At 70.8% G+C, this 21,823-nt stretch carries 15 protein-coding genes and 1 pseudogene; 8 read left to right on the plus strand and 8 right to left on the minus strand.

Annotated features, from left to right (window positions below; all coding sequences use genetic code 11):
* Positions 1 to 436: 436 nt before the first annotated feature.
* The 3 genes from OXG55_03805 to OXG55_03815 form a co-directional block, all read right to left on the minus strand.
* Entirely contained in the window at positions 437 to 1,231 is a 795-nt protein-coding gene (locus tag OXG55_03805) for a fumarylacetoacetate hydrolase family protein (GenBank protein ID MCY4102379.1), read from the minus strand.
* Positions 1,232 to 1,426: 195 nt separating this feature from the next.
* Entirely contained in the window at positions 1,427 to 1,783 is a 357-nt protein-coding gene (locus tag OXG55_03810) for a clan AA aspartic protease (GenBank protein ID MCY4102380.1), read from the minus strand.
* Between the two features lie 142 nt (positions 1,784 to 1,925).
* A complete protein-coding gene (locus tag OXG55_03815) occupies positions 1,926 to 2,285 on the minus strand; it encodes a clan AA aspartic protease (protein ID MCY4102381.1) in 360 nt (119 codons plus the stop codon).
* Between the two features lie 222 nt (positions 2,286 to 2,507).
* On the opposite strand from OXG55_03815, the gene OXG55_03820 reads away from it, so the two are divergent.
* The 7 genes from OXG55_03820 (at position 2,508) to OXG55_03850 (ending at position 14,366) form a co-directional block, all read left to right on the plus strand.
* The gene (locus OXG55_03820; GenBank protein MCY4102382.1) at positions 2,508 to 8,114 is read left to right on the plus strand and encodes a RecQ family ATP-dependent DNA helicase; all 5,607 of its coding nucleotides are present in this window, start codon (positions 2,508 to 2,510) and stop codon (positions 8,112 to 8,114) included.
* 132 nt (positions 8,115 to 8,246) lie between these two features.
* Positions 8,247 to 9,965 (plus strand): AAA family ATPase, encoded by a 1,719-nt coding sequence (locus OXG55_03825; protein MCY4102383.1) that lies wholly within the window; start codon positions 8,247 to 8,249, stop codon positions 9,963 to 9,965.
* Between the two features lie 276 nt (positions 9,966 to 10,241).
* Complete coding sequence (locus OXG55_03830; GenBank protein ID MCY4102384.1) at positions 10,242 to 10,454, plus strand: hypothetical protein; 213 nt, start codon at positions 10,242 to 10,244, stop codon at positions 10,452 to 10,454.
* Positions 10,451 to 11,095, plus strand: coding sequence for a thermonuclease family protein (locus tag OXG55_03835; GenBank protein ID MCY4102385.1), 645 nt, complete (start codon positions 10,451 to 10,453; stop codon positions 11,093 to 11,095). Before OXG55_03830 ends, OXG55_03835 begins: the two co-directional genes overlap by 4 nt.
* A gap of 183 nt (positions 11,096 to 11,278) precedes the next feature.
* Positions 11,279 to 12,109: a ChbG/HpnK family deacetylase gene (locus OXG55_03840; GenBank protein ID MCY4102386.1), complete on the plus strand. Its 831-nt coding sequence runs from the start codon at positions 11,279 to 11,281 to the stop codon at positions 12,107 to 12,109.
* Between the two features lie 85 nt (positions 12,110 to 12,194).
* On the plus strand, positions 12,195 to 12,956 hold the full coding sequence (locus OXG55_03845; protein MCY4102387.1) for an aldolase/citrate lyase family protein: 762 nt from the start codon (positions 12,195 to 12,197) through the stop codon (positions 12,954 to 12,956).
* 201 nt (positions 12,957 to 13,157) lie between these two features.
* Entirely contained in the window at positions 13,158 to 14,366 is a 1,209-nt protein-coding gene (locus OXG55_03850; protein MCY4102388.1) for an acetyl-CoA C-acetyltransferase, read from the plus strand.
* Positions 14,367 to 14,404: 38 nt separating this feature from the next.
* Here OXG55_03850 and OXG55_03855 read toward each other — a convergent pair whose 3' ends face one another.
* From OXG55_03855 to ilvD, 5 genes are all read right to left on the minus strand, one after another.
* On the minus strand, positions 14,405 to 16,030 hold the full coding sequence (locus tag OXG55_03855) for an ABC transporter substrate-binding protein (GenBank protein ID MCY4102389.1): 1,626 nt from the start codon (positions 16,028 to 16,030) through the stop codon (positions 14,405 to 14,407).
* Positions 16,031 to 16,128: 98 nt separating this feature from the next.
* Positions 16,129 to 17,160, minus strand: coding sequence for a ketol-acid reductoisomerase (ilvC, locus tag OXG55_03860; GenBank protein ID MCY4102390.1), 1,032 nt, complete (start codon positions 17,158 to 17,160; stop codon positions 16,129 to 16,131).
* Between the two features lie 96 nt (positions 17,161 to 17,256).
* Positions 17,257 to 17,775, minus strand: a complete 519-nt coding sequence (gene ilvN / locus OXG55_03865; protein MCY4102391.1) for an acetolactate synthase small subunit — start codon at positions 17,773 to 17,775, stop codon at positions 17,257 to 17,259.
* A 27-nt stretch (positions 17,776 to 17,802) separates the two neighbouring features.
* Positions 17,803 to 19,542 carry a biosynthetic-type acetolactate synthase large subunit gene (gene ilvB, locus OXG55_03870; protein MCY4102392.1) on the minus strand — a complete coding sequence of 580 codons (1,740 nt, stop codon included), beginning with the start codon at positions 19,540 to 19,542 and terminating at the stop codon, positions 17,803 to 17,805.
* 225 nt (positions 19,543 to 19,767) lie between these two features.
* Positions 19,768 to 21,447: a dihydroxy-acid dehydratase gene (gene ilvD / locus OXG55_03875; GenBank protein ID MCY4102393.1), complete on the minus strand. Its 1,680-nt coding sequence runs from the start codon at positions 21,445 to 21,447 to the stop codon at positions 19,768 to 19,770.
* Between the two features lie 118 nt (positions 21,448 to 21,565).
* On the opposite strand from ilvD, the pseudogene OXG55_03880 reads away from it, so the two are divergent.
* Positions 21,566 to 21,781, plus strand: a pseudogene (locus OXG55_03880) (Rdx family protein).
* The last annotated feature ends 42 nt before the right edge of the window (positions 21,782 to 21,823 follow it).

The following is a 21,823-nucleotide window of genomic DNA, read 5'->3' on the forward strand; positions in this document are numbered from 1 at the left end:
AGCACCCATCGCCCCCAAACTACCGGCCCCGGCCCCGACCACGCCACGGAACCGCTTGATGTGGCTGCGGGGCTCCATGAGGGGATGGTTCGTTGCCAGCGTCGTGGTCATAGCGGACGGGATACTTTCGAACTCGACGACCGGATCGTCGCCACCCCCACCTCGGCGCTCTGGGCCGCAAGGGTCGGGCCGACTCCCAGAACCCGAGCGACAGACCCCTCCTGGTCGGCCGTGCGCGACCACGGTCCGAGGAGGGCAGCAGGCACGACATGGAGTTAGAGCATTAGCGGATAGGCTCTGACCAGGCACTTTGCAGTCGACTACAGAGGCGCGAACCGTGTCGCCGGAGCCTAGATTCCGGCCTTCGCCGGAATGACGGGAGAAGTGCTCAGTCGGCGGTGGCCGCCTATCCGCTAATGCTCTCAGCCTTGCCCCCTCAGCCGTCCGTCGCCAGCCTCGTCGCAACCGCACCGACCTCTATCTCGTCGCCGGGCGAGAGCGGGACCATGGGACCGAGCGAACCGGTCATGACACACTCCCCCGCCGCCAGCGGCGTGCCGCGCTCGCACATCGAGTCGGCCAGCCAAACAAGGGCGTGCAACGGGTTGCCGCCGAGCGCCGCCAGCTCAGGCCCCTCAACGGGCCAAGCCGACTTCCCGTTCAGGCGCAAACCCATGTGCACCTCGCCCCTTTGGATCCTGAGGTCCGAGAGCGACATCGGCCGGCTGCCGACCACGTAGAACCAGGTGCAGGCGTTGTCGGCGACCATGTCCACGACGGTCAGGTCCCAGTCGACGATCCGGCTGTCGACGATCTCGATCGCCGGCAGAACATAGGAAATCGCACTCATGACGTCGACGACGGTGTGGGTGCCCTTGTCGAGGTCGTCGCCGAGCACGACGGCGAGTTCGGCCTCGGCCCGCGGCTGCATGAGGGTGCCCGCCGGGATGGCGATCCCGTCCGCGACGCACCGGTCGGCGAACAGGGTGCCGCTCACGGGCTGGGCGAAGCCGAGCTGCCGCTGCACCGCCTCGGAAGTGAGTCCGATCTTGTGGCCGGCGATCCGGCGACCCTCGGACACGGCCAAGTCCGTGTTCACCTGCTGGACGGCGTACGCGGCGCCCACATCGGAGTCGCTGCCGAGCAGGTGGCGCACAGGCTCGCACTGCCGACCCGACTCGGCGGCCTCGCGAAGCCGCTGGGCGGCTACGGCGATCGACGATTGCAGCATCCCGCGCCCTTCCTGGTCGGTCGAACCCGCCACAACGTAGCCGCGGCGACGCACCGTCCCGCCTCGGCGAACCGCCAAACGTGTATCTCGCTCATGCCCCCAGTGTGGCGAGGGGGTACGACAGTGCGCCGGGCCGAACGTCGGGGAACACCTCCAGCGGCCGAGTCGGGCCACCGGCCGGGAACGCCGCGGCGGCTACAGCCGCAATCGGCGGCGTTTCAGTTTGCCGTCAACGGGGTCGACGGTGTAGCCGCCCGACTCCAAGGCTGTGAGCCCCAGCAGCGGCTCGGCATCGTCCTCTCCGAAGATGACGGTGCTTCCCACGATCCTGCCCATGAACTCGACATCCGCCGTGGCCACCTCAGCGCTGAACTCTCGACCGTCGGCCAGGATGTAGACGCAACTGTCCAACGGGCGGAGGCCGATGGACACCAGATGCCGCCTGGGGACCTGACTGTCAGTGGCGCCCGTGTCCACCAGGAACCGTCCCTCCCAGCACCGATCCCGCTCAGCCGGGTTCCTGATCGTCACGTCTACGTGGGTTTCGCCCATGGATCTGTTCCTCTCCTTTGGCTTCTTTCGGTCGGCCGCCACAGCCTCGATCGGATCACCGCGCCTCGGCGAACCTCCAAACGTGTCTCTCTTTCACGCCTTCACTCTGGCCGGGGGGTATGACACTCCCCGCCGGCAGCAGCTAGCGGCGCAGGCGGCGGGTCTGTTTGAGTCGGCCGTCGACGGGGTCGACGTCGAAGCCGGTCGACTCCAAAGCCGTGAGCCCCAGCAGCGGCTCGGCTCCGTCCTCTCCGAAGATGACGGCCCCTCCGGTCACAGTGCCTTCGAACTCGAGCTGGGCAACCGCAACCTCGGCGCGGGACACCCGACCGTCGGCCAAGAGGTACTCTCGGCTGCCTACGGGACGCAGGCCGATGGCCTCCAGATGCCCCCTGGCGACCTGACTGTCGGTGGCGCCTGTGTCCACCAGGAACCGTCCTTCCCAGCACCGATTCGGCTCGGCCGGGTTCCTGATCGTCACGTCTACATGTGTCTCGCCCATTTGCCGGTGCCTTCCCCTCCGCTGCGGGAGACTTGACTCGAATCGCCGCGGCCGCCGCACGGCCCTGAGAGATCCGATCTCCAAGTATAGCGCGCAGCTAATGAATGTCAAGTATTTAAATTGATCGAAACTATATTATAAGTGACCGTCTGGATGCCGGGTGGCGCGAGACAGGAGGGGACCGCCCGGCGTTGGCGCATCGACCGCGTAGGGTCCGGCACCATGGCCGACTCAGCGACTCGCGCCGCACCGGCGGGGCCGGGCGCCCACAGCGGGTACGTGGCCTTCGACTTGGAGGCGAACGCCGACCGGGCCGATCCGCCGGCGCATGAGATCATCGAGATCGGGGCCGTGGCGGTGCTCGACGGCCGGGAGGTCGGTCGCTTCGAGACCCTCGTGCGCCCCACCCGCACCCTACGAGAGACCACCCGGCAGCTCACCGGCCTGGACGACGCAGCACTGGCGGGCGCGGCGAGTCCGGCCGCCGCGCTGGAGAGTTTCTGCGAGTTCGCCGCCGGTCGGCCGCTGGTGGCCCACAACGGCTTCGGCTACGACTACCCGCTGCTCGACGCCACCGCCGAGCGGACCGGAGTGCGCCTGCCAGCGGTCACCCGGCTGGACAGCCTGGAGTTGGCGCACCTGGTCTACCCGCGGGCCGCCAAGAGCGCCGGCACCGACATCGACGGACGCCGGCCTCCAAAGGGCCACAGCCTCGACGCCCTAGCCAAGTTCCTGCTGGGCACCCGACCCCGAACCACCCACCGGGCCCTGGGCGATGCGCTGCTGCTGCGAGAGGTGCTCACCCGCCTGCTTGCCGAAATGGGGCGCGACGAGCCCGTGCGACGGCTGCAGCGTTGGGCGCTGGGGGCGACCGGCCACCCGTGGGCCAGCCTGCTGGCCGAGGTGAGCAATCCCCCGCCGCTGGAGCATGTGATCCCGGCCCCGGCGCCGCCACCGGTGCGTCCGCCAGCCAGGGGAGCGCGCACTTTCGACCCGGTCGCGGTCGGGGCGGCCTTCGAACGGGGCGGGCGCCTCATGTCCAAGGCACGCGAGCCCCGCGAGGCGCAGATCCAGATGGCGAAGGCGGTTGCCGAGACCCTTCGCGACGGCGGCAGACGGCTCATCGAGGCCCCCACCGGCACCGGCAAGACCCTGGCCTACCTGGCGCCAGCCATCGAGTACGCGATCGCCGCCGGAGAGACGGTGATGATCGCCCCGCACTCCAAGGTGCTCCAAGATCAGATCATGACGACCCTGGAAGAACTGCAGGGCGAGATCGGTCCGTTCGTCTCAGCGGTGGTGAAGGGGGCCGCCAACTACATCAGCCTCGAAGCCCTGGCAGGCGAGCTCGACGCCCTGGCAGCGGCCCTCCCGCAGGAGTCGTCGAAGGGGGTCGAGTCGGCGGACCGCCCACTCGCCGGATCCGCCGGGGCGGGGTCGCCTCACGAGTCGGCGGGCGCGACCGACAACCCGGAATCGGCCGAGACGCCCGCCTTCGAGCCGGGACCGCCCCACCCACCGGCCCCTGCGACCGACGCCGACGACCACGCCCTCGGGCTGATGCTGGCGATCATCTGCGGCTGGGTCGCCAAGACGCCGACAGGCGACTGGGACGACCTCCGCAGCGGCTCGATCGAGTCAAACCGATCCGTGGCACCGCTCGGTTCCGGGCTCTGGACGCTCGACCCCAACGGACCCGCGACAACCACGAGTGGCAGTAGCGCCCCCGCACGCCCATCGGTCAATCCCAACCGGGCCGCCCGCCGGGCGCTGCAAGCCCGCCTGCGCACCACCGGCGAGGCCGACTCGTGGGCCGGCGACTTGGCGCGGCTGGACTTTCTCACACGAGCGCGGGACATGGTGTGCCCGACCCGCGACGGCCCCGCGCCTGCCCACGTCGTCGTCGGGAACCACGCTCTGATCGTCACCTGGGACGGCTGGCAGGACGGCGCCGAGCGGTTGATCCTGGACGAGGCCCACAACTTCGAGGACGCCGCCACTGACGCTCTCACCAGCGAGGCGGGCGTTTCCGACGTGGAGGAGTTGGCAAGGCTGGTCTGGAACGGGCGAGGCCGCAGCACCGTGCGCCGGTTGGCCGAGGCCGCCGGCTGGCGCCTTGCCGAGGAGCCGTTGTCGAGCCTGCGCGAGACCGCCGAGCAGGTGATCGAGACAACCTCGGCGCTCACCGCGCCGCTGGTGGGCTACGTGCGAGGCCGGACGGCCGCCTCCCCCAGCGACACTTACCCCGCGTCGCTGCGGATCCAGCCCGGGGGCGACACCGGACACCGGGACTATTCGCCGGTGGTGACGTCCGGCCGGAACCTGGTGGCGGCGTTGCGCCAACTTCGCGCTGCGTTCAACGAGGTCAATCTGCCCGGAGAGCTGAAGCCCCCCTACAAGCGGCGCCGCCTCGAGGACGAGATAGCGCGGATGGGCCAGGAGGCCAAGCGCCTAGCCGACGTCATCGACCGGGCGCTGTGGGCCGAGGACCCGACCCGCATGGTCTCGGCCTGCGAGATCGCCCACAGCAACGGCGCTTGGACATGGACGCTGAAGCAGATGCCGCTCTCGGTGGCCGGCAAGCTGCGGGATATCTGGGACAGCCTGAGCGCCCTGGTGGGCACCTCTGCCACCCTGGCGGTGGGCGGCGACTTCGGGCACATCATGAACTCGTTGGGGCTCGAGGCCACGAACCCTCCGCTGAGGCTGGCCAGCCCGTTCCCCTGGCTGAGCGAGAACCACCTGCTGCTGCGAACCGACTACCTGCCTGCGCCCCGGGCGCGCCTCATGGAGGAGTTCAAGGGTTCGGCGGCACGGGAGATCCCCCGGCTCCTGATCCTCACCGGCGGGCGCGGGCTGGTGCTGATGACCGCCCGAGCCCGATTGGAGTTCGTGCGCGACCACGCCCGGCCGATCCTGGAGGCCACCGAGGCCCCGGACGGCCCCAAAGCGGAGGGCATCCCGCTGCTAGCCCAGGGCGACGACTCGGCGGCGGCCCTCGTGGAGCGGATGCGCACCGAGAGGGCTGCCAGCCTGCTGGCATTGCGCTCGTTCTGGGAGGGAGTGGACGTGCCCGGCGAGGCGCTCAGCCTGCTGATCATTGAGAAGATCCCCTTCGACTCGCCCGCCGACCCGCTCACCGCCGCTCGAATGGACGCCTTGGAGTTGGCGGGCCGCGATCCGTTCTCCCGCTACCTGGTGCCGCGGGCGGCGCTGCGGTTCGCCCAAGGCGTGGGACGCCTGATACGCACCGAGTCCGATCGGGGAGTCACAGTCGTGCTCGACAGCCGGCTCTGTCGCCCCACCCCCTACCGCGAGACGATGCTGAAGACCCTGCCGGGGCCGCCGAGCCGCCACACGGCCCGCAGCGGCGACGAGGCCTACCGCGCCGTCGCCGCTCACCTCGGCGACGTGAGCTATGACGACGCCATGCGGGCCCGGCTGGAGGCCGTACCCGGCGCCGGCGCTTGGAGCGACCTGGCGTCACTGGCACTGACAGACGCCGAGGCCGCAGACGCCGCCCTGGTCGCCGAACGGCTGGACGAGGTGCGCCGCCGCTTCGGGTTCGACCGCTGGCGGCCGGGCCAGCTGGAGGTCATGCAGCGCTTCATCGCCGGCCGGGACACCCTGGCCGTGCTGCCGACCGGCTCGGGCAAGTCGATCACCTTCCAGATCCCGGCGTTGCTCTCCCCCGGTCTGACCCTGGTGATGTCGCCCCTGACGGCGCTCATGAACGACCAGGTTCAGAACCTGCGCTCCCGAGGGGTCACGCAGGTGCAGACCATCCACAGCGGGGTCGGCCAGTCCGAATGGCGCGACATCCTGCGGGCCGCCCGCAAGGGCCACTACAAGCTGATCTATGTGAGCCCCGAGCGGCTCTGGTCACAGGAGTTCGTCCGGACGCTGGCCGACCTGGACGTGCGCCGGGTGGCCATTGACGAGGCGCACTGCATCTCGCAGTGGGGGCACACCTTCCGCCCCGAGTACAAGGCCATCCCCAAGGCGCTGGAGTGGATCACCGCGGGCCGGCTGCCGACTCTGGCGGTCACGGCCACCGCCACACCAAAGGTGCGCAGCGAGATCCGCGACCTGCTGCGGTTGCAGGCGGATCCAGCCGACGACATCGCGCGGTCGCCGGACCGCCCCGAGATCCGCTACTACATCGAGCGCTGCTCCGACCGCGCCGACCGCGACCTGCGAGCAGTGCAGATCGTCGAGAGCCTCCGACGCCGAGCCGCCATCGTCTACGTGCCCACCCGCCGCGACACCACCCGCCTGGCCGCAACGCTGGCGGTCGCCGGCCACGTCGCCCAGCCCTACCACGGCGGCATGGAGCAACCCCGCCGCCAGTACATCGAGGACGCATTCCGCCACGGCGAGGTGGATGTCGTCGTGGCCACCAAGGCCTTCGGCATGGGCATCGACAAGCCCGACATCGAGCTGGTGGTACACCTCGAGATGCCGCCCACCATCGAGGAGTACGTGCAGGAGACCGGGCGGTTGGTGCGAGGCGCCATCGACGGCCACGAACCCGCCATCGGCCACGCTGTGCTGCTGAGCACCCCCCGGGACTGTTCGATCCACCGCCACGTCATCCGCAACGCGGCCCCCGATCGGGACGAGGTGCAACGAGTCTGGGAGCGACTCCGCCCCGGCAGCAAGGCCTACGACCCCGATGAACTGCTCGAGGGCGACCCGGAACTCGCCGGGGCCGACCGGGAAAGGGTGACCCTCGCCCTAGCGCTGCACTACCTGGCCGACGACGGCTGCGTGCGCCGCGGGCTCGACACCCCGTGGCGCGGCAGGGTGACGCTGCCCGGCTTCGAAAGCGCAGGGCACGCCAGCGCGCCGAACAGCGGCGCCGACGACGGCGACTCCGAGCGGAGCGTCGCCGGACACCCCGCCGCCCGGCGCACCGATGCCGCCTACCCTGCAGCAGGGGGCCGCGCCGCAGCGGACGGCGGTTCACGCCACGACGTTGCCGGACTCTCGCCGGAGGCCCGGCGGATACTGGCGTACGTGGAGGAGCGAATCGCCGCGAGCGACGCCGAGGGCGCCTCGATCACCTACGAGGCCGAGACGTGGAGCGGAGACCTGCACATGACTCCCCAGGTGTTGGCCGGCGAACTGTTCGAGTTGAGCCGCCGGGACATCTTGGGTGTCGCCGCCTGGCGGTACGCCTGGACGCTGGAGCGCCACCCGGACCGCCAGCCCAACTGGCAGGCCGTCTCCGAGCAGGCCGAGCAGCGCAGAGAGGTCGTCACGGAGCAGTCCGACCGGGCCAAGGCCTACGCGTCGCTCACGGCGAAGCGAACCCAGCCCCCGAACCGGACGAGATCAGCCAGCCCGCCGCCGAGCGCACGCTGTCGGCGCCAAGTACTGCTCGACCACTTGGAGGGCGCCGGTCGCCGGGACCCGGGAGAAGCACAGAACTGCGGTGCCTGCGACGGCTGTGTGGCCCTGGCCCGCCCGTGGGCCGACAGCCCGCTGGACCGCTCGAGCCTCATCGAGGCGCTGGGCGCCGAGGCAGTCATCCTCAGGCTGGTGGCCGACAACTCCAAGCTCTCCAAACCGTTCTCGCGCCGCAACCTCGTCCGCACCCTGGCCGGCACCGCCGGCACCGGGGAGCGCGCGCTGCGCAGGTGGCTCGCCGACCACCCCAGCTTCGGCCGCTTGCGCCTGCTCGACGAGGACGGTGTGAACGAGCGCGTCGATGCGGCCGTCGAGTCCGGCTACTGCAAAGCCGAACAAGCCGAGGGCCCTTCGGGGACCCACTACGTGTACCTCGAGATCACCGCGGCCGGAAGGGACGCTCTGGGGGCGCGCTGAGGAAGCCGAACACCCTGCCGTAGTGTTACGTGCTGATCATCTGACCGAGACGAAATCCCCTCCCGCACCATGGCGTTCCTGCATCCTGCGAACATTCCGAGCCGAAACGACGTCCCCGAGCGCCTCAGGAAGGTGGCCAGAGCCTTCCGCGACCTACTGGGCAACGAGGTGACCGTCTGGCTCGAACGCACCGGCGACGGGGAGGCGGCTGCCCTGCGCCGAGATCTGGACCCGGCGAGCGCCTCCGCCTCCGACGACTCCGAGCCGTACCTGGTGCTGCTCGCGCCCGGAACGGGCATTGCGGTCGTCGAGGTACCGGACGTCAGCAGGCGCAACCGCGGCCTGCTTCGCAACCGGAGAATCGAGAGGGATCGGCTGAACCGGTCAATATCCGAGAGGTCCGGCGAACTGCGCAGGCGCCTCGACGCGACGAATATCGAGCCCGACCGGGCCGTACACATCCTGGCCCTACCCGAGACCTCTCGTCACGAACTCCCCACGACCGGACTGCGGGCGCTCTGCCGTGAGGACTTCTTCCCCGAAGCACTGCCCGAGCAGCTACGGCGGCTCACGGGAGAGCGGCACCACCCGCTCAGCACGCAGCAGGTGACGGCGGCTCGGGTGGCGGTGAAACCGTCGATCCGCATAGGCAAGCCCGCCCAAGACGCCCTTCTGTTCCGACCGCCCGACGACGAGGCGCGCGTCCGGGCGTTGGACCGCACCCAAGAGCGCCTCGCCGAGCATCTCGGGGCGGGCTACCGGCTGATCCGCGGCGTGGCGGGCAGCGGCAAGACCCTCGTCCTCACCCACCGTGCGAAGCATCTGGCCAGGTTCTTCCCCGAATGGCGCATCCTGCTGTGCTGCTACAACAAGTCGCTGGCGACGGCGCTGGAGGACGAAGTCTCCTCGGCCAGCAACGTCTCGGCCATGACCGTCGACCGTCTGGCCGGCAGGCTCCTGAAAGCAGCGGGGCGCAACGCCGACTACAGCCCGAATCCCAGCGACGAGGACTTCCAGCGCATCCGCCGGGAGGCCGCCGCGGTTGCTCCGACACTCGCGGCCGAGCACCGCTTCGACGTCGTGCTGGTGGACGAGGCGCAGGACTTCGGCCCCTCGGGGCTCAATCTGGCGTGGGCCGCCCTGGCGGCAGGCAGGGACAACTTCGTCATCGCCCTCGACAGTGCCCAGAACGTCTACCGGCGGCGGATGGCCTGGAATCCGCCGGGGTTCACGGCGAGAGGGCGCTCCACCGTGTTGACCAGCAACTATCGCAACACCCGCGAGATTCTGGACACCGCCTTGGGCGCACTGGTGGGCATCGGAGACGCCGCGAGCAGGGACCCGGAGTCCGACGAACTCGACGTGCTGGTGCTGCCTTCGGACGCAATTCGGACCGGACCGCCGCCACAGCTGTGGACGTGCGCCGACATTGAGGCCGAGGCGGAAGCCGCAGCCAGAGCCGTCGGCGAGTTGCTGGAGGCGGGGAACGAGCCCGATCAGATCGTGGTGCTGTCGGGGTGGCCGGAACTGCGGAAGCTGGTCCTGGAGAGAGTTCCCGACAGCACCGATACCAAGAAGAATCCCGCCGGGGCGGTCCGCAAGCGCGGTGCGGTACGGGTCGCCACCCTGCAATGGGCCAAGGGTTTGGAGTTCCGCTACGTCATCGTGGGCGGCGCCAACCACGTCTGGGTCCCCGAGGAGGACGACGAGGCCGAGGCGCGGGAGGACCGGCGTCGGCGCCTGCTTTATATGGCCATGACCCGAGCCACCGGGACTCTCACCGTCACCTGTTCGGGCGACGGGGTGATGAGTTCGTTCCAACGGTTGCCGAGTTGGGATCCCGGACCTTGAAATGGGCATCGCCAGCCGGGCGACAGGCCCAGGGGTCGTTGCCCGGTTGACTTCGGGCGCACGCCCAGGGTATTCTAACTTTCACTGTTTGTCGTTGGATTTGATTCTCCACCCGGCGAGAGGGCGGCTTGGCCAACCGGAACGGCTGGCCGTGACGGAGCGATCCGGGTCCGGCACCTTGCGCCCGGCCCGATCGTCGTCGGCGGCGTCGGGGCACAGACGGACGGCACCGGGATGGCCAGTGGCACTGTCACACCCCCTGAACAGAATGGGAACATGAGTACACAGCTACTGCTCTTCAACGAACCGGCCGGCCGACAACCACCCGCCGACGGGCGGAGTCGCCCGGCTGCCGCCTGGGTGCTCGACGACGAGACCAGGGCCATTGGACGTCGCCACGTGGCCGAGGCCCGGGCGATCCTGCGGGCCCGGCGGGCTACCGCGGAACGAGGCAACCTGCATCGGCCCCGCGCGCAGCCGGCGGCGTGAATCCGCGGGCAGCCGGAGCATCGCCGCGGGCGACGACCGTCGCGGCGGTCGTCGCCGCGGTCGGGACACTTGTCGGATGCGCGGGCGGCACCGGTGAGGCGAGCGCGGGCACCGAAGGCTCCGCCGGGGTGGTCCTCGCCGGTATCGATGTCGAGGCGATCAGGTCGCGGCATCCGACTTCGCTCTTCGGCATTCCCCCGGCCGCGGCGCGTGCCGAGGTCGTGCGGGTGGTGGACGGCGACACCGTCGTGGTCGCCCTCGAGGGGGGCCGCACCGAGAACGTGCGGCTCATCGGCATCGACACGCCCGAGAAGCCCGGCGGCCACCTGCCGGCGGAGTGCTTCGGCGCCGAGGCAACCGCGTTCGCCTCTGTGCTGCTGCCTCCGGGTACCCCAGTTCTGCTGACCGGCGGCGCCGAGACCCGCGACGTCTACGACCGGCTGCTGGCGTACGTCCACCGCGCGACCGACGGTCTGCTCGTGAACATGGCACTGGCCCGCGAGGGATACGCCGCGGCCCTGTCGATCGCCCCGAACACCGACTACTCCGCACACTTCTCCCGCGCCGTCGAGGAGGCGCGCGCCGAGGACCTGGGGCTCTGGGCGGCCTGCGGCGGAGCCGACACCCCGCTTCCCGAATGAGAGGGGTCGTCGCTGAGGAGTAGGTGAGGGCTCGCCGCCCCGCGATCCAAAGAGCCCCCGCCGGCTGCGTGCGGTTGGCCCTGTGCGGCCAGCCTCACTGAGCGGGACGGGCAGCCCCCACCGGCTGCGTGCGGGTGCGCCGGGACAGGCCGCCGTAGGCGAGACGCGGGTAGGGTCGGACGCGTGGGCACCCTGGTCGAGCGGCTCGGCTATCCCTCCGAGACACGCCTGCTGATCATCACCTGCGAGAACCTTGGCTGCGCGCATGCCACCAACGTGGGCTCCTACGACGTGCTGCGCGCCGGTATCGGCACCAGCGCCTCGCTGATGGTGCCCTGCCCCTGGGCCCGCGAGGCGGCCGCCGCCTACCGGGGCGAGGACGTGGGGGTCAACCTCACGCTGAACGCACCGTTCGACAAGTACCGCTGGGGTCCCATCACGCTGGCCCCGTCGCTGCTGGACGGCGACGGCGGATTCCCCCGCACCGCCGGCGACCTCTGGGATCACGCCGACACCGAGGAGGTCCGCCGGGAGTGCCGGGCGCAGATCGAGCGGGCCATCCTCTGGGGGTTCGACGTCAACCACCTCGGCTCCCACCTCGACGCCCTCAACGCCCGACCCGAGTTCTTCGACGTGTACCTGGAACTGGCCACCGAGTTCAACCTTCCGCTCCGCCTGCAGAGCGGGGACAGCGAGTCCACCTACGGCTTCCCGTTCCGGCGGCGGGCGGAGGAGCACGGCGTGCTGAGCCCCGATCGGGTGCTGCGCCCCCGCACCGCCGAAGCCCTGGAGCAGGCGCTCGCCGAGATCGGACCGGGCGTGACCGAATTGGTCGTCAACCCCGGCATCGAGACGCCCGAGTTGCGGGCGGCGCACACCGGATGGAACGACTGGGTCGGCCAGCACGAGTTGCTCGTGGACACGGTGTCGATACCGAAACTGCTGGAGCGCACCGGCGTCACCAGGATCGGCTACGGCAGCCTGCGGGCGGCGCAGACGGCGAGAGGACTGTGAGACCGGGCGCACCCCGGAGCCCGGCACCGTCCCCGCCTCGCGCAACACGAGTCTTCGAGAATCAGCGACAAGAAGGTCCGAACCCATGAATCCCCTCCGAGCGAAGTGGCAGAACGACGAGTGCACCATCGGGGCGTGGCTGTCGATCCCCTCGCCGGTCACCGCCGAGATCATCGGGCGGGCCGGCTTCGACCACGCCACGGTGGATCTGCAGCACGGCATGGCGGACTACGCCGACGCCCTGGCCATGTTCCAGGCCATCGAACTCGGCAGCAGCGTCCCGTTCGCGCGGGTCACGTGGAACGAGCCGGGAATCATCGGCCGGATGCTGGACCTGGGCGCCGGTGGCGTGATCATCCCCATGGTGAACAATCCCGCCGACGCCACCGCCGCGGTCGCCTCCTGCAGGTACGCCCCCGTCGGGCGGCGCAGCGTCGGGCCCACCCGCGTCCGCATCGGGAAGCCCGACTACTTCGAGGGTGTCGACGACTGGGTGCTGTGCATCCCGATGATCGAGACCGTCGAGGCGGTCGCCAAGATCGACGACATCCTGGCGACCCCCGGCATCGACGCCGTCTACGTCGGCCCGTCGGACCTGGCCGTCTCGCTGGGCGTCGGGGGGCCGGGACTGCACCACGACCACCCGGCGTTCAGCGAGGCCCTGGCGACGGTCGTCGACTCGTGCCGGCGCCACGGCGTCGTCCCGGGCATCCACACCAACGTCGACCTCGTGGAGCGGCGCGTCGCCGAGGGCTTCCAGCTGATGACCGTCATCATCGACGTCCCGACCCTGCAGATGGCCGTCGGCGCCCAACTCGCCGAGGCCCGCGCCAAGACGTCCCGCTGAGCAACGCCGTCCCCCACGAGAAGCGTTCCCACACGCTGGAACGCGGCGACCGGCTGAGGCTCTCAACGCATCGAGGGCCCGCTTCTCCACCCGCGCAGCGCGGGGGGGGAGATGCACGAGAGAACGCCACCGTTAGCCTGACGGTCCGCCGGTCGGACTCACCGGAGGGGCCGCCCGGCGACGCGATCCGAGGAGGTCCCCATGCGCGACGCCGTCATTCTCGCCACCTCCCGCACGCCGATCGGGCGGGCCTTCAAGGGCTCACTGGTGGACGTGCGGCCCGACGACATGTCGGCGTTCATCATCGACGACGTGCTCTCGAAGGTGCCCGCCGTGGATCCCGACACCGTGGAGGACGTGATCTGGGGCGTCGGTCAGCCGGCCGGCGAGGCCGGCTACAACATCGCCCGCGTCGCCGGCATCCTCGCCGGGCTGCAGGCCCCGGGGGTCACGGTCAACCGCTACTGCTCCTCGTCGCTGCAGACCATACGGATGGCCGCCCACGCCATCGCCGCCGGCGAAGGGGACTGCTTCGTGGCCGGCGGCGTCGAGACCATCAGCCGGTACGGGGCGGGAATGGCCGACGACAAGGCAAGTACGCGCAACCCGCGGTTCGGCGAGGCCGAGGCCCGCAGCGCGGTCCGCGCCGGTGGCGGGGAGGGCGATTGGACGCCCCCGGCGGGATTCCCGGACATCTACATCGCCATGGGCCAGACCGCCGAGAACGTGGCCGAGATGAAGAGCGTGTCGCGCCAGCGGCAGGACGAGTTCGCCTGCCTGTCGCAGAACCGCGCCGAGGCGGCCCGTGACCGCGGCTTCTTCGAGCGAGAAATCACCCCCTACCCGCTGGACGACGGGAAGTTGCTGCAGAACGACGACGGCATCCGGGCCGGCACCACGATGGAGCGCCTCGCCGACCTGCTGCCGGCGTTCCGCCCGGACGGCACGGTGACGGCCGGCAACTGCTGCCCCCTGAACGACGGCGCCGCTGCGGTGCTCGTCACCAGCGCCGAGCGCGCCGCCGAACTGGGCGTCGCCCCGCTGGCACGCATCGTTTCCAGCGGTGTGTCCGCCCCTGACCCCGAGATCATGGGACTCGGTCCCGTCGGAGCCGTCCGCCAGGCACTGGCCCGCGCCGGGATGACGATCGATGACATCGATCACATCGAGATCAACGAGGCATTCGCAGCCCAGGTGATCGCCTCGGCGGACGAACTGGGGATCGACTGGGAGAAGCTGAACCCCAACGGCGGCGCCATCGCCCTGGGTCATCCCTTCGGCATGACCGGCAGCCGCATCATGGGCACGCTGCTGAACGGGCTGGAGGACGCCGACGGCGAGATCGGTCTGGAGACCATGTGCGTGGGCGGCGGCCAGGGCGTGGCGATGATCGTCCAGCGCCTCAGCTGAGCGGCGCCGATCCGCGGCGCGCGGCCGGATCGGCGCTCCTAAGGCTCCGAGGGCGCGTCGCGGGCGGCGGGCTCCGGCGGGGACTCGAGACCCAGTTGCGCGGTCGCCTGGAGGGCGAACAGGTTCTCCGGCGCGCAGTCGAACGTACCGGGCAGCACGGGATGGAACCGGAAGAGATTCCCGCCCGAGGCGCCCATCACCACGCCGCACGGCGAGGGATCACCGGTGCCCGGATTGCTGGGCCCGTGCAGGCCGTGGCCGTGCCAGTTCACGATCCCGGCCGCGGCCCTGGCGACGCCGGCGGGACTGAGCGTCTCGGGATCCTCCGCCGGGGTCCCCGCGCCGATCGCCCGCCGCACCGCCTCCTCGAACAGCCGTCCCGCGGCCCAGGCCGCCACGCCCTGCAGATCGGGGGCGGCGCCGGGCTCGACGACGGCCAGCCACTGCCGGTAGGCGGCCAGTTCGGGGCTGTAGGCCTCTTCCCGCATCGGTAGGAAGGGACTCCACATCAGCACGCCGTCGGCCGTCTCGCCGGCCGTCTCCAGGAACAGCGCGCTGTCACAGGCCGTGGCGCAGTTGATGCCGACGGTGAGATCGGCGGCGTCCAGCGACGCCAGCAGATCCAGGAGCCGGTGGGTGTCGCCGTCCCACAGCACGTGGTGCACGCCGGCGGCGGCCATGTCCTCCACATAGGGGTCGAGGCTCTCCCCGATCGCCACCGAGGGGTCGTAGATCAGTTCGAAGCCGACGTCGCGAGCCGCCTCGGCGGTCCGTTCGGCGGCGATGACCGTGACGGGGAGGTCCACGAAGAACGTGGCGGTGGAGCGGATCCGCACCGGCTGGCGCTCGGCGACCCACCGCAGGGCGCCCACGTTCACGGCCTCGTTGGAGACCGGCACAGCCTGGAACGTGCGCGGCGAGGCGGCCCGGCGGGGTGAATGCACCCGCGCCGGGAAGTCCACCAGGTCGCATGCGGGATCGGCCAGCAACTCGACCCCCTCGTCGTCGAGCAGCGCGTCGCCGCCCACCAGGGCGAAGAAGTCGCCGGCGCAGGCCTCCACCAGGACGGCCTCGTGGCCGAAAAGGCCAGCGTCCAGAGCCACGACCTCGACGTTGCGTCCCGCCAGGCCGCCGGCGGCGTTCACCGCCTCGGCCCATGCCCGCATCGCCGCATGCACCGAGCGCGACCGGCCGTCGGCCACACCTCCGGTCTCCACGTCGGCGATGGCGGCCACGCGGAGGGTCGTGGCGGTCAGCCCGGCGACCTCGGCGCCGGGCGCCGGGGGCGGCGGCTCGGACGGCTCCTGCCCGCTCGCCGCCGGATCCTCGACCGGGGCCGGCGGATCGGAGCCCCCGGCGGGCCGGGTGGGCGGAGCGGGGGCCGGAGGCGACTCCGCACCACCCGCCGGCGGCTCCTCCGGACCGGGCGGCTCGGCGGCCGGATCGGGAGCCGCCTCCGGTGGGGGGGCCGTCTCACCGCCGTCGTCGGGCACCGGCTCCGGCGTCTCGCTCGAATCGGGGGACTCGACCACCCCGGGTGGCGGCGCGGTCGTGGTGGTGTTCGGTACGCCGACGGTCAGGTCGGGTTCGGCACAGGCGGCGACCAGCGCCACCGCAGCGATGACGGCGAGAGCCGGCGCCAGTCGGCTCCCGGTGCGGGCCATCCTGCGAGCCTAGGCAGCGGATTCCGGCCGCCGCCGGAATGGCGAGGCGGCGGAGCCGGAACTGCGAGGCAGGAGAGTTGGAATGGCGCGGGAGGCGTTCAGCCCTGGCCGCCCGAGGCCTCCTGCACCGACTGCTTGCCGGCGCTGATCCACGGCATCATGGCCCGCAACTGCCTGCCCACCTGCTCGATCTGGTGCTCACGGCCGGCGGCCTCCAGCGCCCGGAAGCGTTCCCGCGTGCGGCTCTCGGCGATCCACTCGGTGGCGAAGGCGCCCGACTGCACCTCGGCCAGGATCTGGCGCATCGTGGCCCGCACATGGTCGTCCACCATCCGGGGGCCGCGGGTCAGGTCGCCGTACTCGGCGGTGTCCGAGACGGAATAGCGCATGCCGCCGATCCCCTCCTCGTACATGAGATCCACGATCAGCTTCAACTCGTGCAGGCACTCGAAGTAGGCCACCTCGGGCTGGTAGCCGGCCTCCACGAGGGTCTCGAAGGCGGCCTGGGTGAGGGCGGTCAACCCGCCGCACAGGACCACCTGCTCGCCGAACAGGTCGGTCTCGCACTCCTCGGTGAAGGTCGTCTCGATGACCCCCGCCTGCGCCCCGCCGATGGCGTCGGCGTACGCCAGGGCGGTCTCCCGGGCATGACCCGTCGCGTCCTGCTCCACGGCGATGAGGCACGGCACGCCGCCACCCTCCTCGAAGGTCCGGCGCACCAGATGCCCGGGGCCCTTGGGCGCGACCATGGCCACGTCGATCCCCGCCGGCGGCACGATGCAGTCGAAGCGGATGTTGAAGCCGTGCGCGAAGTAGAGCGCGTCGCCGGGATCCTGATTCGGCTCGACGTGCTCGGCATAGATCTCGGCCTGCAGCGTGTCGGGCAGCAGCATCATGACCAGGTCGGACTCGGCCACCGCATCGGCCATCGACAGCACGCGAACCCCGGCCTCGGCGGCCTTGGTGGCTGACGCCGATCCCTCACGCAGGCCCACCCGCACGTCGATGCCGGAGTCCTTCAGGTTCAGGGTGTGGGCATGGCCCTGCGAGCCGTAACCCAGCACCGCCACCTTGCGGTCGGCGATGAAGCTGCGGTCGGCGTCGGCGGAGTAGTACATCGTGGCGGCCATGGGGACCCCTCTCTCTTCGATCCTTTGCGTTCCGGGCTCTCTTCGATCCTCGCGTGCCGGGCTCTCTTCGATCCTTGCGTGCCGGGCGGGGGACCCTCAGAACTCTCCGACCTCCCCGCCGGCCTTGGCGAGCCGGGGCAGGGCCACCTTGCCGGTGCGCTGCAGCTCGACGATGCCGTAGGGGCGCAGCAGGCTCTCGAAGTCGTCCACCCGGTTCGGACCGCCCGACATCGACACCATCAGCTTGTCGGGGCCGACGTTCAACACCCGCCCGTCGAAGATGCGCACCAGATCCATGATCTGGCCGCGGGTGTCTCCGGTGGCGTTCACCGTCACCACGAGAAGCTCCCGCTCGACGGACTCCTCCGGTGCCAGCTCGCGGATGCTCACCACGTTGATGAGCTTGTCGAGCTGGTTGATGACCTGCTCGAGCGGGGCCGACTCGGCGTCCACCGCCAGGGTGATGCGGCTGAGGCGGGCGTCCTCGGTGGGCGCCACGGCCAGGGACTCGATGTTGAAGCCCCGCCGGGCGAACAGGCCCGCCACCCGGGCCAGCACGCCCGCCTTGTTCTCCACGAGCACCACGAGTGTGTGGTGGCGCTTGGTCCCGGCCATGATCGGTCTGCGCGCGCTGTCCCGCGGCTAGCGGGGCGGGGGTTGCTGGGACGGGTCCAGCACGATGTCGTCGTTGGAGGCGCCCGCCGGCACCATCGGGAACACCTTCTCCTGCGTGTCGATCCGGAAGTCGATGACCACGCTGCGATCGTCGATCTCGTTGGCCTTCTCGATGGCGGGGCGCACCTCGGCGGGGTTCTCGATGCGCATGGCCTCGCAGCCCATGGCCTCGGCCCAGCCCTTGTAGTCGGGCAGGTCCGGCGAGAGGTACACCTCGGAGTAGCGCTCCTCGTAGAACATCTCCTGCCACTGGCGCACCATGCCCAGGTAGGCGTTGTTCAGGATGGCCACCTTGATGGGGATGCGCTCGGTGTTGGCGGTGACCAACTCCTGGGCGGTCATCTGGAAGCAACCGTCGCCGTCCACCGCCCAGACCATGCGGTCGGGCCGCCCGGCCTTGGCGCCGATGGCCGCCGGCACCGCGTAGCCCATGGTGCCGAGACCCCCGGAGTTGATCCACGTGTAGGGGTGGTTGAAGCGCCAGTACTGGCTGGCCCACATCTGGTGCTGGCCCACGCCGGCGCACACGACGGTGTCGTCGGGGGTGGCGTCGCGCAGCTGCTCCAGCACGAACTGGGGCTTCAGCGCCCCACCCGAGTCGCCGGCCTCGTAGACCAGCGGGTAGCGCTCCTGCCAGTCGGCGATGGTGTCGTGCCACTGCCGGCGGTCCGCCTGAGCCTCGGCCCCGCCGAGGGCGGTCACCGCCTCGGTCAGCGCCTCGATGCCCGGGCGGCAGTCGGCGGCGATGGCCACGTCCGCCTGACGCACCTTGCCCAACTCGGCAGGGTCGATGTCCATGTGGATGACCTTGGCCTCGGGGGCGAAGGCGCCCACCTTGCCGGTGACGCGGTCGTCGAAGCGGGCGCCGAGGGTGATCAGCAGGTCGGCCCGCTGCATGGAGGTGACGGCGGTGTAGTTGCCGTGCATGCCGGGCATCCCCAGGCACAGCGGGTGGTCGTCGGGGAACCCGCCCCGGTTCATGAGGGTCGTGACCACGGGGATCCGGACCAACTCGGCGAAGCGCAGCAGGGCATCGGCGGCGCGAGACTTGAGGATCCCCCCGCCGGAGTAGATGACCGGCCGTTGCGCCGAGCAGATCAGCTCGGCGGCCGCGGCCACCGCAGCCGGGTCGGGTTCGGTGCGGGGCCGGTAGCCCGGCAGGTCGTGACCGTCGGGCTCGTACCACTCCAGGGCCGAGCGCGGGTTGCGCGGGTCCACGATGCACTTCGGGATGTCCACCAGCACCGGGCCGGGGCGCCCGCTGGTGGCGATGTGGAAGGCGTCGTGGATCACCTGCGGCAGGTCCTGCGCATCGGAGACCAGGAAGTTGTGCTTGGTGACCGACATGGTGATGCCGGTGGTGTCGCACTCCTGGAAGGCGTCGGTGCCGATGGCGGCGTAGGGCACCTGCCCGGTGATGACAACGAGCGGCACCGAGTCCATGTAGGCGTCGCACAGCGGCGTCACGATGTTGGTGGCACCGGGACCGCTGGTCACGATGGCCACGCCGGGCCGGCCGGTGGCCTGGGCGTAGCCCTGCGCCATATGGCCGGCACCCTGCTCGTGGCGCACCAGCACGTGGCGGATGGTGGAGTCGATGAGCGGGTCGTAGGCCGGCAGGATCGCCCCGCCGGGCAGCCCGAATACGATCTCGACCCCTTGGCGCTCGAGACTGCGCATGAGGGCCTGCCCGCCGTTCAGCTTCATGGTTCGCCTTCTCCCGGTCGATGCCCCCAATGCCCGCGGGGCCGCCGTACCGTCTGCAAAATGTCAACGACCTCCCGGGCGGGAGGTCGGGGGAGCGCGCAGCAGAGCCGCCCGCTCAGTGCGATACGAGAACCTGGTGTCGCCGCGTCACGCCGTCGAGTATAGCCCCGGGGCCGCTTCCCAACCCCCTCGGGCCCCCGTCAGGCCCCCCGGCAGGCCCCCATTTCAGGCTTCGGTGATGGCGCCCTTCTCGGCTCCCTGGGCGAGCCGGGCGTACTTCGCCAGGAAGCCCGACGTGTAGCGGGGTGCCGGGGCCTTCCAGTCGGCGCGCCGGGCGGCCAGCTCCTCCTCGGAAACCAGCAGGTCGATGCGGTGGCTGCGCACGTCGATGCGGATGCGGTCGCCTTCGGCCACCAGGCCGATGGGTCCGCCGTCGGAGCCCTCGGGCGCCACGTGGCCCACGCAGAACCCGTGGGTGCCGCCCGAGAAGCGGCCGTCGGTCACCAGGGCGGCATCGGCGCCCCTCCCGGCGCCCTTCATGGCGCCGGTGATGGCCAGCATCTCGCGCATGCCGGGACCGCCCTTGGGACCCTCGTAGCGGATCACGACGACGTCGCCGGGGTTGATGCGGCCCGACAGCACCATCTCCATGGCGGCGTCCTCGCCGTCGAAGACCCGCGCCGGCCCCTCGAAGCTGTCGGTGTCGATGCCGGCCACCTTCACCACCGCCCCCGAGGGCGCCAGGCTGCCGGTCAGCACGGCGATGCCGCCGATGTCGTGAATGGGGTCGTCGAAGCGGTGCACCACCTCGCCGTCGGCGCCGGGCGGATCCAGATCCGCCAGGTTCTCGGCCATCGTGCGCCCGGTGACGGTGACCTCGTCGCCGTGGAACAGACCCTCTTCCAGCAGCAGGCGCATCACCACCGGTATGCCGCCGATCCGGTCGATGTCGGCCATGTGGTAGCGGCCGTGCGGCTTGGTGTCGGCGAGATGCGGCACGCGCGCCGCCACCTTGTTGAAGTCGTCCAGCTCCAACTCCACCCGCGCCTCATAGGCGATGGCGAGCAGGTGCAGCACGGCATTGGTGGAGCCGCCGAGGGCCATCACCAGGGCGATGGCGTTCTCGAAGGCCCCCTTGGTCAGGATGTGGCGGGGCCGGATGCCGGCGCGCAGCAGACCGATGACCGCCTCTCCGCTGGCGCGGGCGATGTCGTCGCGGCGGCTGTCGGGCGCCGCCGGGGAGGCGCTGCCCGGCAGCGACATGCCGAGGCCCTCCCCCACCGCCGCCATGGTGTTGGCGGTGAACATGCCGGCGCAGGAACCCTCGCTGGGGCAGGCGTTGCGCTCGACGGTCGCCAGCTCGTCGGCGTCGATGGCGCCCACGGCGTGGGCGCCCACCGCCTCGAACACGCTGACGATGTCGATGGCACGGCCGCGGTGCGTGCCCGGCCGGATGGAGCCGCCATAGACGAAGACGCTGGGCAGGTTCAGCCTGGCGGCGGCCATGAGCATGCCCGGCAGCGACTTGTCGCAGCCGGCGAAGCTGACCAAGGCGTCGAGCCGCTCGGCGTGCATGACCGCCTCCACCGAGTCGGCGATGATCTCGCGGCTTACCAGCGAGGCCCGCATGCCCTCGTGACCCATGGAAATGGCGTCGCTGACGGCGATGGTGTTGAACTCGATCGGGAAGCCGCCGGCGGCGCGCACGCCCTCCTTGGAGGCACGGGCCAGGCGGGCCAGCGGCAGGTTGCAGGGCGTCACCTCGTTCCAGGACGAAGCCACCCCCACCTGCGGCTTGGACCAGTCGTCGTCGGTCATCCCGACCGCCCGGAGCATGGCCCGGGCGGGCGCCCGCTCCGCTCCGGAGGTCACCTCGTGGCTGCGGATCTTCAGGTCGTCGCTCATGCCGCAGAGCCTAGGCCCCGGTTAGCCTGACCCCAGAGTTGGCCGCAGGGAGACGAACCCGACCATGGCGCACACCATCACCATCACCTACTGCGTGGCTTGAGACTATTCCGACCGCGCCGTGAGCGCGGCCGCAGAAATGCTCGGCGCATACCAACACGTGATCGGCGAACTGCGGATCATCGGCGGCGGGGGCGGTGTCTTCGACATCACCGTCGACGGCCGGACGATCTTCTCCAAACACGCCTGCGCGGACCGCTTCCCCGAGCCGGGCGAGTTGGCGGGCACGCTGGCGCACCTCGTGGCGCCGGGCACCCGCCGCTACGGCACCTGACCGCCACCTGAGGCAGGGCTCCCGCTCGGCACCTGATCCCGA

The sequence above is a fragment of the bacterium genome (assembly GCA_026708055.1).
In the GTDB taxonomy this organism is placed as follows: Bacteria; Actinomycetota; Acidimicrobiia; order Acidimicrobiales; family CATQHL01; genus VXNF01.

Excerpts from the sequence above, each read along its gene's own strand:
- ilvC (MCY4102390.1), bottom strand. The coding sequence starts at position 17,160 with ATGGCCGCCACGATGTACTACTCCGCCGACGCCGACCGCAGCTTCATC.
- OXG55_03845 (MCY4102387.1), top strand. The coding sequence starts at position 12,195 with ATGAATCCCCTCCGAGCGAAGTGGCAGAACGACGAGTGCACCATCGGG.
- OXG55_03815 (MCY4102381.1), bottom strand. The coding sequence starts at position 2,285 with ATGGGCGAGACACATGTAGACGTGACGATCAGGAACCCGGCCGAGCCG.
- ilvB (MCY4102392.1), bottom strand. The coding sequence starts at position 19,542 with ATGAAGCTGAACGGCGGGCAGGCCCTCATGCGCAGTCTCGAGCGCCAA.
- OXG55_03830 (MCY4102384.1), top strand. The coding sequence starts at position 10,242 with ATGAGTACACAGCTACTGCTCTTCAACGAACCGGCCGGCCGACAACCA.
- OXG55_03805 (MCY4102379.1), bottom strand. The coding sequence starts at position 1,231 with ATGCTGCAATCGTCGATCGCCGTAGCCGCCCAGCGGCTTCGCGAGGCC.
- OXG55_03820 (MCY4102382.1), top strand. The coding sequence starts at position 2,508 with ATGGCCGACTCAGCGACTCGCGCCGCACCGGCGGGGCCGGGCGCCCAC.
- OXG55_03810 (MCY4102380.1), bottom strand. The coding sequence starts at position 1,783 with ATGGGCGAAACCCACGTAGACGTGACGATCAGGAACCCGGCTGAGCGG.
- OXG55_03850 (MCY4102388.1), top strand. The coding sequence starts at position 13,158 with ATGCGCGACGCCGTCATTCTCGCCACCTCCCGCACGCCGATCGGGCGG.
- ilvD (MCY4102393.1), bottom strand. The coding sequence starts at position 21,447 with ATGAGCGACGACCTGAAGATCCGCAGCCACGAGGTGACCTCCGGAGCG.
- ilvN (MCY4102391.1), bottom strand. The coding sequence starts at position 17,775 with ATGGCCGGGACCAAGCGCCACCACACACTCGTGGTGCTCGTGGAGAAC.
- OXG55_03855 (MCY4102389.1), bottom strand. The coding sequence starts at position 16,030 with ATGGCCCGCACCGGGAGCCGACTGGCGCCGGCTCTCGCCGTCATCGCT.